This is a genomic window from Kribbella sp. CWNU-51, assembly GCF_054073265.1.
Genome location: NZ_JBSXMZ010000004.1, coordinates 184871 through 199972 on the forward strand (window position 1 = coordinate 184871; position 15102 = coordinate 199972).

At 68.8% G+C, this 15102-nt stretch carries 12 protein-coding genes, 1 tRNA gene and 1 pseudogene; 9 read left to right on the top strand and 5 right to left on the bottom strand.

Going from position 1 to position 15102, the window contains the following annotated elements; translation table 11 throughout:
* Together ACXC9Q_RS02885 and ACXC9Q_RS02890 are read right to left on the bottom strand one after the other, a co-directional pair.
* Positions 1-921 (bottom strand): SpvB/TcaC N-terminal domain-containing protein (locus ACXC9Q_RS02885; RefSeq protein ID WP_457054900.1); only part of this gene is annotated, 921 nt, incomplete at its 3' end.
* A gap of 13 nt (positions 922-934) precedes the next feature.
* Positions 935-4117, bottom strand: a complete 3183-nt coding sequence (locus ACXC9Q_RS02890) for a Tc toxin subunit A-related protein (protein ID WP_457054901.1) — start codon at positions 4115-4117, stop codon at positions 935-937.
* A 649-nt stretch (positions 4118-4766) separates the two neighbouring features.
* On the opposite strand from ACXC9Q_RS02890, the pseudogene ACXC9Q_RS02895 reads away from it, so the two are divergent.
* Positions 4767-4871, top strand: a pseudogene (locus tag ACXC9Q_RS02895) (deoxyribonuclease); the annotation flags it as partial.
* An 802-nt stretch (positions 4872-5673) separates the two neighbouring features.
* Here the strand turns inward: ACXC9Q_RS02895 and ACXC9Q_RS02900 are convergent.
* Entirely contained in the window at positions 5674-6111 is a 438-nt protein-coding gene (locus ACXC9Q_RS02900; RefSeq protein WP_457055773.1) for a hypothetical protein, read from the bottom strand.
* Positions 6112-6453: 342 nt separating this feature from the next.
* Between ACXC9Q_RS02900 and ACXC9Q_RS02905 the strand changes: the two genes are divergently transcribed.
* Together ACXC9Q_RS02905 and ACXC9Q_RS02910 are read left to right on the top strand one after the other, a co-directional pair.
* Complete coding sequence (locus ACXC9Q_RS02905) at positions 6454-7257, top strand: recombinase family protein (protein ID WP_457054902.1); 804 nt, start codon at positions 6454-6456, stop codon at positions 7255-7257.
* Entirely contained in the window at positions 7236-8078 is an 843-nt protein-coding gene (locus ACXC9Q_RS02910; RefSeq protein ID WP_457054903.1) for a hypothetical protein, read from the top strand. Before ACXC9Q_RS02905 ends, ACXC9Q_RS02910 begins: the two co-directional genes overlap by 22 nt.
* On the opposite strand, the gene ACXC9Q_RS02915 is transcribed toward ACXC9Q_RS02910, so the two are convergent.
* Positions 8060-8145, bottom strand: a tRNA-Leu gene (locus ACXC9Q_RS02915). The genes ACXC9Q_RS02910 and ACXC9Q_RS02915 overlap by 19 nt on opposite strands.
* Before the next feature lie 151 nt (positions 8146-8296).
* Here ACXC9Q_RS02915 and ACXC9Q_RS02920 point away from each other — a divergent pair.
* The 6 genes from ACXC9Q_RS02920 to ACXC9Q_RS02945 all read left to right on the top strand — a co-directional run bounded on the left by ACXC9Q_RS02920 (position 8297) and on the right by ACXC9Q_RS02945 (position 12673).
* Complete coding sequence (locus ACXC9Q_RS02920) at positions 8297-9106, top strand: maleylpyruvate isomerase family mycothiol-dependent enzyme (protein ID WP_457054904.1); 810 nt, start codon at positions 8297-8299, stop codon at positions 9104-9106.
* 9 nt (positions 9107-9115) lie between these two features.
* Positions 9116-9604, top strand: coding sequence for a VOC family protein (locus ACXC9Q_RS02925; RefSeq protein WP_457054905.1), 489 nt, complete (start codon positions 9116-9118; stop codon positions 9602-9604).
* A gap of 68 nt (positions 9605-9672) precedes the next feature.
* Complete coding sequence (locus ACXC9Q_RS02930) at positions 9673-10338, top strand: hypothetical protein (protein WP_457054906.1); 666 nt, start codon at positions 9673-9675, stop codon at positions 10336-10338.
* Between the two features lie 9 nt (positions 10339-10347).
* The gene (locus ACXC9Q_RS02935) at positions 10348-10896 is read left to right on the top strand and encodes a DUF6529 family protein (protein ID WP_457054907.1); all 549 of its coding nucleotides are present in this window, start codon (positions 10348-10350) and stop codon (positions 10894-10896) included.
* 11 nt (positions 10897-10907) lie between these two features.
* Positions 10908-11303 carry a Rieske (2Fe-2S) protein gene (locus ACXC9Q_RS02940; RefSeq protein ID WP_457054908.1) on the top strand — a complete coding sequence of 132 codons (396 nt, stop codon included), beginning with the start codon at positions 10908-10910 and terminating at the stop codon, positions 11301-11303.
* 38 nt (positions 11304-11341) lie between these two features.
* Positions 11342-12673 carry a M20/M25/M40 family metallo-hydrolase gene (locus ACXC9Q_RS02945; protein WP_457054909.1) on the top strand — a complete coding sequence of 444 codons (1332 nt, stop codon included), beginning with the start codon at positions 11342-11344 and terminating at the stop codon, positions 12671-12673.
* Here ACXC9Q_RS02945 and ACXC9Q_RS02950 read toward each other — a convergent pair.
* Positions 12664-15102 carry a glycosyl hydrolase gene (locus tag ACXC9Q_RS02950; protein ID WP_457054910.1) on the bottom strand — a complete coding sequence of 813 codons (2439 nt, stop codon included), beginning with the start codon at positions 15100-15102 and terminating at the stop codon, positions 12664-12666. The two genes, ACXC9Q_RS02945 and ACXC9Q_RS02950, sit on opposite strands and share 10 nt — an antisense overlap.

Below are 15102 nucleotides of genomic sequence, written 5' to 3' on the forward strand. Positions count from 1 at the left end.
CGCCCCGGCGCCCTCGTCCTCGGGCGGCAGCGCACGGAGCGCCGGCGCCGCCGCAGCCGTGTATTCGAGCCGCAGGGGCGGCGCGTCGAGCGTCGTGCCATCGCTCGCGACCCCGGTCAGCGTGACCGTCGTCAGCAGTGAAGCCTCGCTCGGGACGGACGCGGAGTAGCCAAGCGTCCAGCGTCGAACCAGCGAGGGCTCGCCCGCCGGCGGCGACGAGAGGTGCAGTTCGACGCCGCGGCATCGCCGGTCGGTGACCAGCACGAATCCGGCGCGCGACCAGCGCAGCGCATCGGGCCGAGGCTCGTAGTCGAGCCGCACCTCGAATGGTCCGTACGCGACGGTGGCGAGGTACCGTTGCGCCTCGTCGGCCTCCCAGGTGAACGTCGCCGCCTCGCCGAGGTTGTCCTCGATGCGGTCGACCAGCCACGTCAGCGGCACTCCAGCGAGCCCCGGGATGCGTGACGCGGCGGTCGTGCCGAGGTGGAAGCGCCTGCCGGTTCGGTCGGTCGCCAGGAAGCCGAGCCCGTCGCCCGCAGGCCCGGTGGCCGGAGCGATCCGCCACTCGCCGGACTCGACCTCGGGCCGGAGCCCTCCCGCCGTGCGCACGAGCGGGCCGGAGCCTTCGAGCACGAGCGTGTCCGAGTCGTCGTAGCGCGGCAGCCCGCCGGTGGTCGAGCGGCTGATGCGGGGCAGCGGGATGCTCCAGCCGAGGCCGAACGGTCCGTTCGGCCCACCGGTGTCGTAGTGCAACGACAGATGCGGTGCGATGTCGTTGGGGCCGTTGGGTAGGTCGAGCGGCACGACGAGCGTGCCCGTGCCGGTCGAGAGGTCGGGGGTGAACGTCTCGCCGAGGCCGCCGGTGCCGCCGCCCTTCGGCAGGGACGGAGTCTGGCTCGCGAAGCCGATCTCGGTGGGCATCGTGTGCCTCGCGTCAGCCGCGCCGCGTGTACGAGTAGCCGAGGATCAGCGCGATGTTGTCGATCGCCTCGAGATCCAGGCCGGGGTTGTCGGCGGTCCGCACCTCGATCGTGTAGGCACCATGGGCCGATTGCCCGAGGACGTTTTGCTGCCCCGCAGTTGTGAGTGCCGCCGCGAACGCGTCGGCCTCGACGGCGCCGTCCTCGTCGCACGTGACGTGGACCGCGGCGGTCGCGCCTGGCAAGGTCACGCGCAGCGCGAGCCCGTCGACAGCCGCGAGCGGTGTCGTCACCACCGTCAGGCCGACGCCGAGTAGTCGCGGGTCCCGTTCCGTCGCCGCGAAGTCACTGCCGCCAAGCGTGACGGCGAGGGTGCCGCCCGTGTAGAACGAGAAGAACGCGTCGGGGAACAGCCATCGCAGCGGGAACGGCCGTTGCCGCTCGTTGACCGCCGGCGCTGCCTGGAGCTCCGCGACGACACGGTCGCGCAGGTCGGGGTCGAACCGTGCCTGGTAGGTGAACGTGAGCCGAACGTCGACGATCGAGGCGTAGTCGAGCTCGTTCGCCTCCGGCGGGAGCGACAGCGTCCACGTGGAGGCTAGCCCCGCGCCCTCGAACACCGCGCGCAGGCGCCGGTCGGACGCCACGACGATCGCGTCCTGGCGCTGGTCGTAGTCGCTCAGGACCAGCGACTCCATCGGCTGCAGCCGGTGCTTTACGCCGCTGGCGCCGGCTGGCGAGCGCCGGGCGGGCACACGGTAGTGCGAGACACCGCTGTTGGTGAGCGTGCCGCTCAGGCCGCGTGCGGGAACGATCCCGTCCACCTCGACCTCCACGGTCACGATTCGGCCCGCGTAGGTGCCTGGGTACTTCGCATCGAAGTCGTCGAAACCGGTCTGAAACTCCATCCGCCCGGTACGCCGGAACTGGGTCTCGAACAGGAACGGGTAGCGCGCGGCGAGCGAGACGGTCTGCCTGATCGGCTGCGGCGCCGAGTCCGTCGAGGTGATCAGCTGGTACGTGAAGGCCTGGATATCGGCGAGCAGCGAATCGGCGGCGAGCAGCCCGCTCACGGTCTGCGCCTGGTAGTCCGGCCGGACGATCGAGACCTCGACGTCGTTCTCGAAGTTGTACGCACGCTGCATCCGCTTCGCGATGTCGAGCGCCATCATGAGGTAACGCCGGGCGAGGCTGTTCATCCGCTCGCCCATCGCGTGCCACACGTCCGGCGTGAAGCGCTGCTCGTCGAACGCCTCGAGCAGCTCCTCCGCCGCGTCGACGCGTACGCCGGCCGCGTTGGCGCCGGCTCGCGTGGCGTCCAGACGCGCCTGGCTGGCCACGCGCTCATACGCGGCCTGGTCGGCTGCGGCGTCGAGCTCCTGCGCGTGCCGGTCCATCGCGTGGATCTCGTAGTCGCGCTGGAGGCGGGCCGCCGCGAGGCCCTCGGCGACCGCGAGCTGAGTGGCACTCCTGGCCTCCGTGTAGGCCTGGCTCATGATGCGGTCGGCCAGCTGGTTGAGCTCGTCCGGGGTGCGGTTCTCGCCGCCGGAGAGCTGGCTGGACAGCGCCTGGTGCAGTGTCCAGAACCATGAGCGTTCCGTGTAGTCGGCATAGTTCGCGCGGGCGTTCGCGGCGCGGAGACGGGCCACGTTCTCGGCTGTTCGGTAGACGTCGAGCTCGGCAAGCGCGGCGTCCGTCTGCCGGTTCGCGGCGGCGAGCTCGGCCGTCGAGACCTGCACGCTCTGCGTGAGCTGCATGCGGGTGAGGCTGCCGGAGTCGGCCTTCTCCCAGAACGAGATGGCGTCGCGCTCGGCGCCGATCGCGAGCTGGCAGAACGTCGTGGCGACCTGCTGCAGGTATTCGAAGGTCCAGATCGGCACGTTGGTCGCCGAGTGGCCCCAGAAGTCGAGACCGCCGGCGATCTTGGCGAGCTGCGCGTGGACCTCGAAGATCACGACCGAGATCGCTGGGCTTACGGCCGCCCGGTCGATGTGCTCCGGAGTGGCCAGGTTGGCGATCACTTGCGCCGCCTGCACGCTGGCCGGCGCCAGGCCCGGGAGCGTGTACAAGGCCGCTCCCGCGGGCGCGGCTCCGTCGACGGTCAGCACCTTCTCGTAGATCGGAAGCGCGGCGGCGGCATTGTCCGCCCGAAACAGCGTGTTGCCGTGGTCCAGGTGACACGTGGCCAGCCGCGCCCAGACGTAGGGCGCCTCCGCCTTCGGGTTCACGTACTGGTAGCCCGCGGCGGTGACGTACCAGGCCTCGGCCTGTCCGTAGTCGCCCATCGCGTGGTAGGCCTCGGCAAGACCGAGCGGCGTCTCGTAGTAGAAGGCGTGCGTGAGGCTGATCGCGACGTCGGCCGGCCCGCGCGGGTGGAGCAGCGAGTCAGAGAACCCTTCGATCTCCTTGCGCCCCTCGTACACGGCCTTGAGGATGTCGTGGGAGGCTGGCGCGTCGCCCACCTTCCAGCTGACCCGCTCCACGGTATCTCCGACACGCACGGCGTAAGAGCGATCGGCGGCGGTGAGCTGGACGGGGATGCCGATTGTCGAGGTCTCGGTCACGATGTCCTGGGGCGCCGCCGCTGCAGCCGCGCGGTCGTGGGCCGGCACGATCGCGTGACCGACGTTGCCCTCGGCGCGCTCGCGCTGCGGGGCTGCGGGCACCGGCGGCTCCGCGTGCTCGAGCAGGGCCACGAACTCGGGGTCGCGCGCGAGCGCGCGCGACCGGAAGAACTCGGCCGATTGCGCGTTGCCCCGGGCCTGTAGTTGATGCGCGAGCTCGAGGTCGGCGGCGGCCAGGCTTCCCGCACGCGTGACCTTCCCGCTGAAGAGACCGAGGGGGCTGTCCGGGTCGACGACCGGCTCCTCGCGCGGCCGCGCGCCCGCGGTGGGCTCCTCAATGGTCAGGAGGTTGAGGAACTCGGCGCTATAGGACAGCAGCGCGGGGATCAGGTCGATCTTCGCGATAATGACCTCGTCGAATGTCACCAGCGGCGCGAGCTGGGACCAGATCAGCCGCCGGACCGCCATGTAGGCGTCGATCGCCTCGGCGTACCGCCGTTCGCGGTATGCGGTTGACGCCGCGATCAGAAGGCGCTCGATCTGCGCGAGTACTTCCGTCGGTCCCGTCTGAGCGGGCACCACCGCCTTGTGCCGGCGGTAGGTGTACGTCAGGTCAGCATGCAGCGCGGCCATGGTCTGCTCCGATCCTCGGACGTGGAACCAGCTTGATCCACAAGATCGGGATACGACAAGGTGCGAGTCGGAGCCGCCAGGACGAGCCCGCGAGCGGCCAGATCCTTAGCAGCAGTCGGCTATCCAGCGCTGCCCCGAGCCGCTGGTTGATGGTGTCGGGGCCGATGACCCGTCGAGCCTGCCCTGCAAGTACTCGACGGTCTCGAGCGGCGCATCGTCGCCGAGCTGTACGTGGACCTGGAGGCGATCCCAGGCTGCCTTGTCGGTGAGGCTCGCCACCAGGTCGGAGCCTCGCCGTCAGATGGCGCTGGCACTAGTCGGATTGCCCTAAGCAGGTATGACAGCGGTGACACCTGTTGTTGCGGGCGTTCGACCTCGCGGCTAACGGGTGCGCCTATCCAGTGGCTGGCGCCGACCCGGCCGGGTCGATACACCCACCCCGGAGCCCCGCCCCGGCCCAGCCAGCGACCGGCTCGGCCAAGCTGATCTCTGCCGAACTCCGCGAAGCCCGCGGCATCGCCACCCGGCCCGACGTGCCTGGGTAAAGCGAGACCAGTCCGGGCAGGCCTGGGCCGACGACCACTCAGGCCGTGGTGGCCACAACGGCTGCGACACCCGCAACGACGTACTCGCGGCCCAACTGACCGCGGTGTACTACCGCGGTCGGTCCCGATGCGTCGTCATCGCCGGCACCCTTCTCACTGACCCTTACACCGGTCGCCGGATCGAGTTCCGCAAGGTCGCCGCAACCAAGGTGCAGATCGACCACCTGTACCCGCTGGCCCGGGCCTGGGACATGGGCCGGCCCAATGGCCGCTGCAGCGACGCGTCGACTTCGCTACCTACGAGGCCGCGAACCTGCTGGCTGTCGACGGACCGGCGCACGCCTGCAAGAACGACGACGGGCCCGGCGAGTGGCTGCCGATCAACCGCAGCTACCGGTGCACCTACGTCCTGCGCTACCTCCAGGTCGCCGCAAATACACACTGCCGATCACCGCGGCCGACCGCGACGCATCTCAGGCGATCACCCGATCCTGCCCATAGGAAGACCCGCCAACTCCCTCTCGCGCAGCCGTGCGGTAGCTGCGTCAGCCCTCGAGGCTTGTGAGGCGCTGCTGGTTCGCGTCGCGGCGGCGTTGGGCGGCGGCCGCATTGCGGGCTGTGCGGTCGCGTTCGTGCCGGAGGCGCTTCGTGCGGCGTTCGGCTTCGCGGAGCTGGTGGCGGGCGTGCTCGAGTTCTTCGGTGAGGCGCTCGATGGTGGCTTTCAGGTCCGCCTTGAGGTGCTCGTGTGCGTCGAGTTCTGCCTCGGCTTCGACCCGTTGAGCTTCGGCCTGGGCGTAGTCAGTGTTCGCCTCTTTGGCGCGAGACTCGAGTTCGGCGCGGTGCCTTTTCGGTGCGCCGTCGGCCGTACTCGCGGCTCGCGGCCGGCGGGCGGGTCGTTTCGCCGGTGGCTTTGGGCGGGTGCTGCGTACAACTCTGAGTTTGAGGGGGCGAGCTGGGCTGGTTCGCCAGTTTCGTCGACGACGCCGAAGCCGACGTGGCGCAGGGCGCTGGTCAGTTGGCCGGTACGGAGGAGCTGGGCGGCGCCGGGTCGATCAGGGCTGCGTCGAGGGTTTCGGCGAGCTTCTGAGCAATCTGTTCGCTTGCTGGGTGTCCTAGCCCCTGAGCGTGCGCTCGTGCTGTTCTGACGAGTTGTGCGACCAGGTGGTGGCGGCGTGGGGTCAGCCGGCGCAGGCGGGCGCCGTCGGCTGTGAGGTGGGCTTGGCGTAGCTCCTCGCCGAGTTCGGTGAGGTTGTTGATGCCGTCGGGATCGGCTCGGACCAGGATGTTGGCTAGCCAGGCGGCGAGTGTCGGTTTCCGGAGGGCCATCACCGCGGCGCTGGTTCGGACGTCACCGGTTGCTTTCGCCGTCTTGGCGACGCTGTTGCGCGCAGCGGTGAACTCCTCGGGTGTCAGCCCATACAGCTCGAGCGCTACGGCACTTACGTCCATGCCTTCCAAGATGCGACTGCTATCCGCCGCGCGGCAACGGCCATCTCGCAGGCCGACGCCGGGCCGTCTCGCGCTTGCCACGTTATGCGGGTTTCCTGATCAACGTCGCGAGCGTTTGGGCAGCCTGACGGCGTAGGGGCGTTGAGCGGATATGACGGTTGGGCGATCCGCTAGCGAGTCCACAGCTCCGAGTCATGACTCGGAGCTGTGGACAAGGGTGGTCGCCGACGGAGTGCCGGTGCTTTATCCACAGGCCGCTCGTGTCCTCTGCCGGATTGTTGTACGACTGGCGCGGGAGGAGCGTGCGGCCGAGGGCGCTTCCCGAGCCGAGGAGAACGCGTCTTGAGCGGAGAGCCGATGGATGATTGGGCCACACTCGATGACCTGCTGGGGATGGAGGCGCTCGCTGAGAAGCCTGTGGCGGGGGAGGGGATCGGGCGGCTGGCGTTCTACGGGCGGTGTTCGACGGAGGACAACCAGGATCCGAGGACGTCGAAGGCGTGGCAGGTGGGGGAGGCTGCGCGGTTTGTGGAGCCGCTGGGCGGTGTGATCGTCGAAGACTTCTTCGATATCGGGCAGTCGCGATCGTTGCCGCGGGAGCGGCGTGAAGAGGCTAGCCGTCTGTTGAAGGTGTTGAAGGATCCTGGTCGTGGGTGGGATGGGCTGGTGGTGGGGGAGGCCACGCGGTGCTGGTTCAGCAATCAGTTCAGTCTGACGTGGCCGAAGTTCGATCGGTACGGCGTGTCCCTCTGGATACCTAGCCTCGGTGGCCGCTTCGATCCGGAGAACACGGTTCACGACATGGCGATGACGATCACGGGCCCGCGGAAGGCGCAGGAGGGCTATCGGCTTCGTGTGCTCGCGATCGACGAGCTCGCTGCACCGATCGTGGAGCGGATCTTTGCCATGTACCTGGGTGGACTCGGGTTCAGGGCGATCGCTGAGACACTCAATGCCGAAGGTATCGCCTGCCCGTCAGCGCACTCTCCGCAGCAGAACAGGCACCGGCGTGGAGATGGTTGGCAGTCTTCGACGGTCAAGGCGATCCTGGACAACCCGCGCTACACCGGCTCGCGGTCTATGGCCGATGGCAGAAGGTCGAGGAGCTGCTCGATCCTGAAGACGTGGCCGCCGGCCACGTGGTGAGGTTCCGGAAGTCGCCGACCTCAAAGATCGTCCGCTCGCGAGAGCCCGCGCACTCCGCGATTGTGTCGGTCGAGGACTTCACGCGAGTCCAGCTCGAGATACGCGCTCGCCGGGGGGCTGGCCTGCGCGACCAGACATCTCGCGAGCGGATTCGCGTTCAGACACCACACACATGTCTGTTCAGAGGCCGGGTTCGGTGCAGGATCTGCACGAGAAAGATGGAAGGGGCCATGCGCCGGAACACTGAGTTCTGGCGGTGCGCGGCGCGCACCCTGGCCCCTGGATCGAGCGCTTCCTTGGAGCATCCGCCGACGGTGTATCTGCGGATGGATCAGCTCAGCACGAAGGTCAACGATTGGATTGCGAAGCTCTTCAGTCCCGAGTATCTGGACGCCACGGTCGAGGAGCTCGCGGCTGCCGTCGAGGATGACGGACCGGCAGACCGCGCGGAGTCGGACTTCAAGAGGAGGATCGCGGCCGAGGCGACGATGTCGCGGCTTCGGCACGCGTTGGAGGCCGGCTGGGATCCTGCCGAGCTGACCACGCAGTACAACGCCGCGGTTGCTGAGAAGCGATCGGCCGAGGTGGGCCTGGCGACGATCGAGTACCCGGAGCGGCTGACGTCGAATGAGATTCGAGCGATGGTTGACCAGCTAGGTGACATCGCACGGGCGCTGGATCGGGCGAATCCGCGGGAGCTCGCTGAGTTGTACGACGCCCTTCGACTGATGGTCGATTGCGACCATCGGACGCGAGCGGCTGAAGTCTCGATCACGCCTGCCCCGCGTGTGGATAGTGTCGGTGTCCGAGGGGGGACTTGAACCCCCACGCCCCGCGAAGGGCACTAGCACCTCAAGCTAGCGCGTCTGCCTATTCCGCCACCCGGACGAGTGGTCGCACCGCCTCAGCGGTGCTGACCGGAGAACAGTAGCAAACTCCAGGGGTGGAATTCACATCGGGCGGGCGGGGTGGTGACGAGGGGGTGGGGAGAGCGTAGTTTGAAATTCAAGGAGCGGCTCGTGGTGGGAGGTGAGGGGGCATGAGCGGGTGGAACGGCATGTCCTTCGAGGGCAAGGAGACGATGCTCGGGGTGGTGCGGCGGGAGGCCGGACAGTTCTTCGAGATGGTGGACTCCGACGACGTCTGGGAGGCGCCGACCGGGGCCGGGCACTGGCAGGTACGGGACGTGGTGGCGCACATCACTGACACGACGGAGGCGTACTTCGTCGCCTTCGACGCGGCTCGAGCCGACCAGGAGCTGCCGGAGGCGTACGGGTTGCCGGGGATGGCTGCGCGGGTGGACACACAGGCGCTGGCGCTGCGGTCGGTGCCGCGGACCGAGTTGGTCGAGCGGCTGCGTTCGGACTTCGACAAGATGATGGAGATCTTCGACGCGCTCGGCCCGGAGGAGTGGACCGGGTTCAACGTCCCGCACTTCTACATGGGTCCGCTGCCGGCGTTCTTCTTCCCGGCGTTCCAGCTGATGGACTACGGCGTCCACTCCTGGGACATCCGGCAGGGGACCGGCCGGGCCCACGGGCTCTCGGGCGAGGCGGCGGATCTGCTGGTTCCGTTCATGTTCGTGCTGTGGAAGTACACGACCGGCGCCAAGGATTCGTGCGAGCTCGGCATCCGGATCACCAGCGGCCCGAACGCCGGCGACACTCTGGTGCGGGTTGGCCCGGATGGTATGGACTACGAGCCGGGGGACGCGACCGGGCTGCCGACGGTCCTCGAATTCGACCCGGGCAGCTTCGTGCTGACCGCGTTCGGCCGGAGCAACGCCGGCACGATCCGTGGCGACCGCGCGGTCGCCGACCGTTACCTGAACCTGTTCTTCCGGATCTGAGGGGATCGCATGACCGATATCGACCTGCCCGCGATCGAGGCCGAGCGCGACCGGATCAGGACGACGTACCTGACACCGGGCGGGAAGAGTTCCGCGCGCGGGCTGCATCACACCGCGCTGCTGAGTGCGGACGTCGAGCGCACGGTCAAGTTCTACCAGGAGGTGCTCGGGTTCCCGCTGACGGAGATCGTCGGGAACCGCGACTACGAGGGGTCCAGCCACTTCTTCTTCGACATCGGGAACGGGAACCTGCTCGCGTTCTTCGACTTCCCCGGACTCGATCTCGGTCCGTACGCCGAGGTGCTGGGCGGACTGCATCACCTGGCGATCTCGGTGGAGCCGGCGCAGTGGGAGCGGCTGAAGCACAACCTGGACGAGGCCGGCGTCGAATACCTGGAGGAGAGCGGTACGTCGATCTACTTCCGCGACCCCGACGGCGCCAGGATCGAGCTGATCGCCGACCCACTGGGTGAGATGTATGGCCTGAAGGTGCTCTGAGCGCTCAGCCGTTGACCGGGTGAGCGCCGGGCGGGATCCTCGGATCAACGCGCTCCGGGGGGAACGAGATGGGGCAACGCAGTCCGTTGGTGACACTTGCGGCGACCGCCGTGGGTCTCGTCGCCCTGCTCGTCGTGAACAGCACCCAGACCGGCAGCCCGGCCGGCACCGCGGCCGCGACCGCGCCGGTGACGAGTACGCCGCCAACCACGGAACCCTCGGCTACACCGCCAACCCGAACTGCGGTGCCGCAGAAGACCGTTACACCGTCGGCGCAACGGACAACCGTCTACGCCGGCAGGACGACGGAGCGTGAGGCGAGTGTCGCCATTGCGGTCAAGGACGACCGAGCCGTCGCCTACGTCTGCGACGGGCGCCGGCTGGAGGCCTGGCTGACCGGCACGTTCACCACAGGTCAGCTCGCACTGCGCTCTCGTACCGGCGAACGGCTCGTCGGCCGGGCTTCCGCGAAGTCGGCGATCGGCACGTTCACGTTGCGTGGCCGCACGCTGCACTTCGCGATCAGCGCGGCTGGTCCGCCGGCCGGGCTGTATCGGTCGGCGAGCAGCGGCAGGACCATCGGGTGGATCGTGCTGCCGGACGGCAGTCAGGTCGGCGTCGACAACGACGGGACGCCGGCGCCGGCGCCGCGGCTCGATCCGGGGAGCCGGGTTGCGAGCGTCGACGGCGTGCAGGTGACGGCGCAGTCGATCACCGGTGACGAGACGTTCTGAGGAGCGGATGTGACGACGACACCGGTTCACCAGGTCACGAGGGTCGGGATCCCACTCGGGGTCGGGGCCGCGGCCGCGGTCGCACTCGGCGTCTACGGCCGGGTCCACGACCCCACCGGCGTCGCGATCAACGTCGCGGGCTTCTCGAGCTTCCAGTCCGTCAAGGCCTGGATGGCGACCCTCGCCCTGCTGCTCGGCGTGGTGCAGGTGGTCTCCGCGATGGCCCTCTTCGGACACTTCAAGGGTCTGGCCGGGCGCGCCTGGGTCGGCCCGCTCCACCGCTGGTCAGGCCGTGCCGCGGTCGCGGTCACCTTGCCCGTGGTCGCGCATTGCCTGTACGCATTGGGATTCCAGTACGGCGAACCGCGCGTACTGATCCATTCACTGCTCGGCTGCTTCTTCTACGGCGCGTTCGTGGCGAAGATGCTCACGCTCAGTCGCAAGGACTCGCCGTCGTGGCTGCTGCCCGTGGCCGGCGGTGCCGTGTTCACCGCCCTGGTCGGGCTGTGGCTGACCTCGTCGCTGTGGTTCTTCACCACGTTCGGCGTCATCCGTTGAAGGGACCACCTGTGTCCGAGACCAGTCGCCGTACCTTGCTCGTCGCCGCCGGACTGGCGACCGTGACCGGCTGCGCCAAGTACGGCCAATCCAAGAGCACGCCGGCCCCGGCACCGGCCAACGCCATCCTCGGCAAGACCGAGGACATCCCGGTCGGCGGCGGGGTGATCTTCGCGCCGAACCAGGTGGTCGTCACGCAGCCGGCCAAGGGCAGTTTCAAGGCATTCAGCTCGATCTGCACCCACCTGGGCTGCCCGGTCGCGACGGTCGCGGACGGCACCATCAACTGCGACTGCCACGGCAGCAAGTACGCGATCGCCACCGGCGCCGTAGTCGCGGGACCGGCGCCGCGACCACTTCCGCCCAAGCAGATCACCATCTCCGGCGACTCGATCACCCTGACCTGACGACGGTCTGACCGACCCGGTGGGGGAGGATGGGTCGCATGACTTCTCCGACGCCGAGAGACCGTACGTCGTACACCCCCGACGCCGAGGTGGTGGAGCTCTGCAGTGAGCTGATCCGGATCGACACCACGAACTACGGCAACGGCAAGAGCAACGGTGAGCGGGTCGCCGCCGAGTACGTCGCGGCCAAGCTGGACGAGGTCGGGATCGAGTCGACGATCTACGAGTCGGAGCCCGGCCGGGCCTCGCTGGTCGCGCACTGGGAAGGCGAGGACCAGTCCGCCGATCCGCTGCTCGTGCACGGCCACCTGGACGTCGTACCGGCCGATCCGAAGGACTGGAAGGTCGACCCGTTCGCCGGGGAGATCTTCGACGGGTGCGTCTGGGGCCGCGGCGCGGTCGACATGAAGGACTTCGACGCGATGGTGCTGTCGGTGGTCCGGGCGCGGCAGCGCGCCGGCGTCAAGCCGCGGCGGCCGGTGCGGCTCGTCTTCACCGCGGACGAGGAGGCCGGCGGCGCGTACGGCGCCCAGTGGCTGGTCAACAACCACCCGGACACCGTTGCCGACTGCACCGAAGGGATCGGCGAGGTCGGCGGGTTCTCGATCACGGTGAAGGACGACCTGCGGCTGTACCTGATCGAGACCGCCGAGAAGGGCATGAACTGGATGCGGCTCAAGGCCCGCGGTACGGCGGGCCACGGGTCGATGGTCAACACCGACAACGCGGTCACCAACCTGGTCGAGGCGGTCACCCGGATCGGCACGCACGAGTGGCCGCTGCGGATGACGCCGACGGTCCGGGAGTTCCTGAAGACGCTGGAGGACGTGCTCGAGATCGAGCTCGACCCGGACGACATGACCGCGACGCTGGCGAAGCTGGGCAGCTTCAGCCGGATGTTCGGCGCGACGATCCGCAACAGCTCCAACCCGACGATGCTGAACGCCGGCTACAAGGTCAACGTGATCCCCGGCGACGCCGAGGCGCACATCGACGGCCGGTTCCTGCCCGGGTACGAGGACGAGTTCTTCGCCACCATCGACGAGCTGATCGGTGACAAGGTGCGGCGCGAGACGGTGGTCGAGGACATCGCGCTGGAGACCGAGTTCAGCGGTGGTCTGGTCGAGGCGATGAAGGCCTGCCTCGCGGCCGAGGACCCGCAGAGCCGGACCGCGCCGCTGCTGATGTCGGGTGGTACGGACGCCAAGTCGTGGAGTCGGCTGGGAGTGCGCTGCTTCGGGTTCGTGCCGCTGCAACTGCCGCCGGACCTCGACTTCATGGGCATGTTCCACGGTATCGACGAGCGCGTGCCGACGAGCGCCCTGGAATTCGGTTCCCGGGTCCTGGACCGCTTCTTCGATCAGGCCTGATGCCGCAGGAGCACCGTCGGTGGGTTGAGCAGACCTGAGTTCAGGAAGTCGGCGGCATGCTCGACGTTCTGGAGATCGAAGCGGCGTCCGTACTGCGCGGTGACGGATTCGACCAGCGGTGCGAGGTGATCGTCTGCCGCCAAGGCGTTGGCCGCGGTGTTGTGGACGACGATGCGCAGCTCGTTCGGTCCGGGCTGCGCCGCGTGCGTCAGGTCGACGCGGTACGGCGGCGCCCAGAGCGTGCCGCAGAGGGTGTCATTCAGCCAGGTCTCGGCGGCGACTCCGATCGGCGGCACGAGCATCGCCCGATATGAGTGTGCTGGTAGATAGGTCTCGGTCCCGGCGGACACTGCTTGGCCGGCGCCGAAGTCGAGCAGCACCCGCGTGGTCGCTGCCAGATCAGGTAGCTCGATCGAGGTCCGGTAGGTCGCGGATCCCGAGTACGCCGCTCGGACGGGATCGTCCTCCCATCGGTGCGGGAGCGTCACGGGCGTGGTCTCATCGGCGAAGCCGACCACCCACGCCCCTCCGCCCGAGCCGACCGTCACCTCTTCCACCGCGACCCGTTCTGCCGACGAGTTGGCCGGGACGAGAACGGTCGCCTCGTACGCGTCCAAGGTCACCTCCGCCCCGTCGATGACCGTGACCGCGCCGGTCAACGGATCCCACTGCTCCACCGGCCCCTCGCAGCGGACTGTCCGCGGCTCGTTGCCGGTGTTCGCCACGAAGTACACGTCACCGTCGTCCAGTCGCCGGTGCACCACCCCGACGTCGTCCGGCGCTGTCACCGGTGCGGCCGGCAGCGCAGCCGACGGGTCGCCGACCACCGAGCCGGCGGCCGCGCGGACCGCGTCGAGCCAGCGGGTAGTTGCCTCCGGCATCGTCGCGTCCGGGGGTACGACGACCAGCGGAACCCCGGCCGGGTCGACCACACTCAGCGCGTCGTCGTCGATCAGGTCGAAGTCGAGTCCGGCCGACCGGATGCTGCGCGGGATGTCGTCGCCGATCAACCGTCGTACGGTCCGATACAGATTCACCGATCCGTGCATCTCGGCGTACGCGTCGGAGGCCGGCACGTAGACCTTGACCGGCCGGACCGGTGTTCCCTGCTGCAGCAACCAGGACAAGCGGTGCAGATAGCCGAAGAGATCCGTTGCCACCGGCCACCAAGGGTTCCGGTCGTCGAGCGCGCCGGCGGCGTAGAAGATCCAGCCCCGGCCGGCGCCGCCGGACGGCGAGTACGGCCAGCCGTGCCCGATCAGCTGATTCACGCCGGACAGGAAGTGCTCGTGCGCCTCGCCCTTGAGATCGAGCGGCGTCGCGCGGAACGACGGCGAGTGGACCCAGGTCCAGGCCTCCGCCGACACGACCGATCGGCCGTGGATGCTCGCTGCCGACGACGCCCACCGCGTCTCCGGGATGCTCGTCCATCCCCAGCCCTCGCCCTCGAACAGGTCGGCGAAGCGGTAGCTGCTCATCGTCGCGGGCGGTTCGCCGTAGCTCTGGATCCGGAACGGTACGCCGTGCCCGGCCGCCCAGCGCTGGAAGACCGCGACGAAGTTCTCCTCGTACAACTCCGACAACGTGCGGTGGAAGTCGATACGCAGTTGCCTCGAGCCGGTCGTGTCGACGAGCAACTCGTACAGCCGCGGCCGCAACTCGTATCCGCGCCGACGGCCGAATTCCTCGAGGATGCCCGCTGTCCAGTCGGCCTGATACACCTCCAGGCTGTCGCAGAACACTGATCCGACCCGCTCCGGCGTGGCGGCCATCAGCAGCGGTTCCGCGACACACCTGATGTGTTCGGCCGCAGCAGCCGCCGAGTAGTGATCGAGCACCGGCCCTTCCGCGCCCGCCGCGGCTCGCTTGACGTTCTGCCCCGTCAGTCGTGAGGACGCGATCAGCACCTCACGCGGCCCGTTGCCCCGCGGCACCCGGATCGTGCCGTCGCTGACCGGAAGTTCGACGTACGACGTGGGCACGCCCGCTGATCCTTCGCCCACGAACGCCGCGACGACCTCGTCTCCTGGCCACGCCGCCACCGCCGGTACGTCGTACGCCTCGGGGCCGATCTCGCGCCGATCCCAGCAGAGCCGGCGCGCGGCCAGGTCCGGTCCGATATGCCCGCCGCCGAAGGACCAGCCGCTACCCAGCGTCAGGTCGAACCTCAGCCCGAGATCGCGTGCAGTTCGCGCAGCATGCCGGACGTCGTGCAGGAACTTGTCCGAACCGAACGGTGTGTCGACCGGGCCCAGGGGATAGACGAAGGCGACCTCGACACCACCCAGCCCGGCCGCGGCCATCGCCCGCAGTTGGCGGTCGAGCTCACCCCGGTCCACCGACGGCCCGAACCACCACCATCGCATCATCGGCCGCCCCTCGGGCGGCGGTGTCCGGAACTGGCTTCGTACGTCGTCGACGGTCGCCAC

What these genes read in the sequence shown, in the direction of transcription:
- ACXC9Q_RS02930 (WP_457054906.1), top strand. Translation starts at nt 9,673, where the DNA reads ATGGGGCAACGCAGTCCGTTGGTGACACTTGCGGCGACCGCCGTGGGT.
- ACXC9Q_RS02945 (WP_457054909.1), top strand. Translation starts at nt 11,342, where the DNA reads ATGACTTCTCCGACGCCGAGAGACCGTACGTCGTACACCCCCGACGCC.
- ACXC9Q_RS02920 (WP_457054904.1), top strand. Translation starts at nt 8,297, where the DNA reads ATGAGCGGGTGGAACGGCATGTCCTTCGAGGGCAAGGAGACGATGCTC.
- ACXC9Q_RS02890 (WP_457054901.1), bottom strand. Translation starts at nt 4,117, where the DNA reads ATGGCCGCGCTGCATGCTGACCTGACGTACACCTACCGCCGGCACAAG.
- ACXC9Q_RS02925 (WP_457054905.1), top strand. Translation starts at nt 9,116, where the DNA reads ATGACCGATATCGACCTGCCCGCGATCGAGGCCGAGCGCGACCGGATC.
- ACXC9Q_RS02900 (WP_457055773.1), bottom strand. Translation starts at nt 6,111, where the DNA reads ATGGACGTAAGTGCCGTAGCGCTCGAGCTGTATGGGCTGACACCCGAG.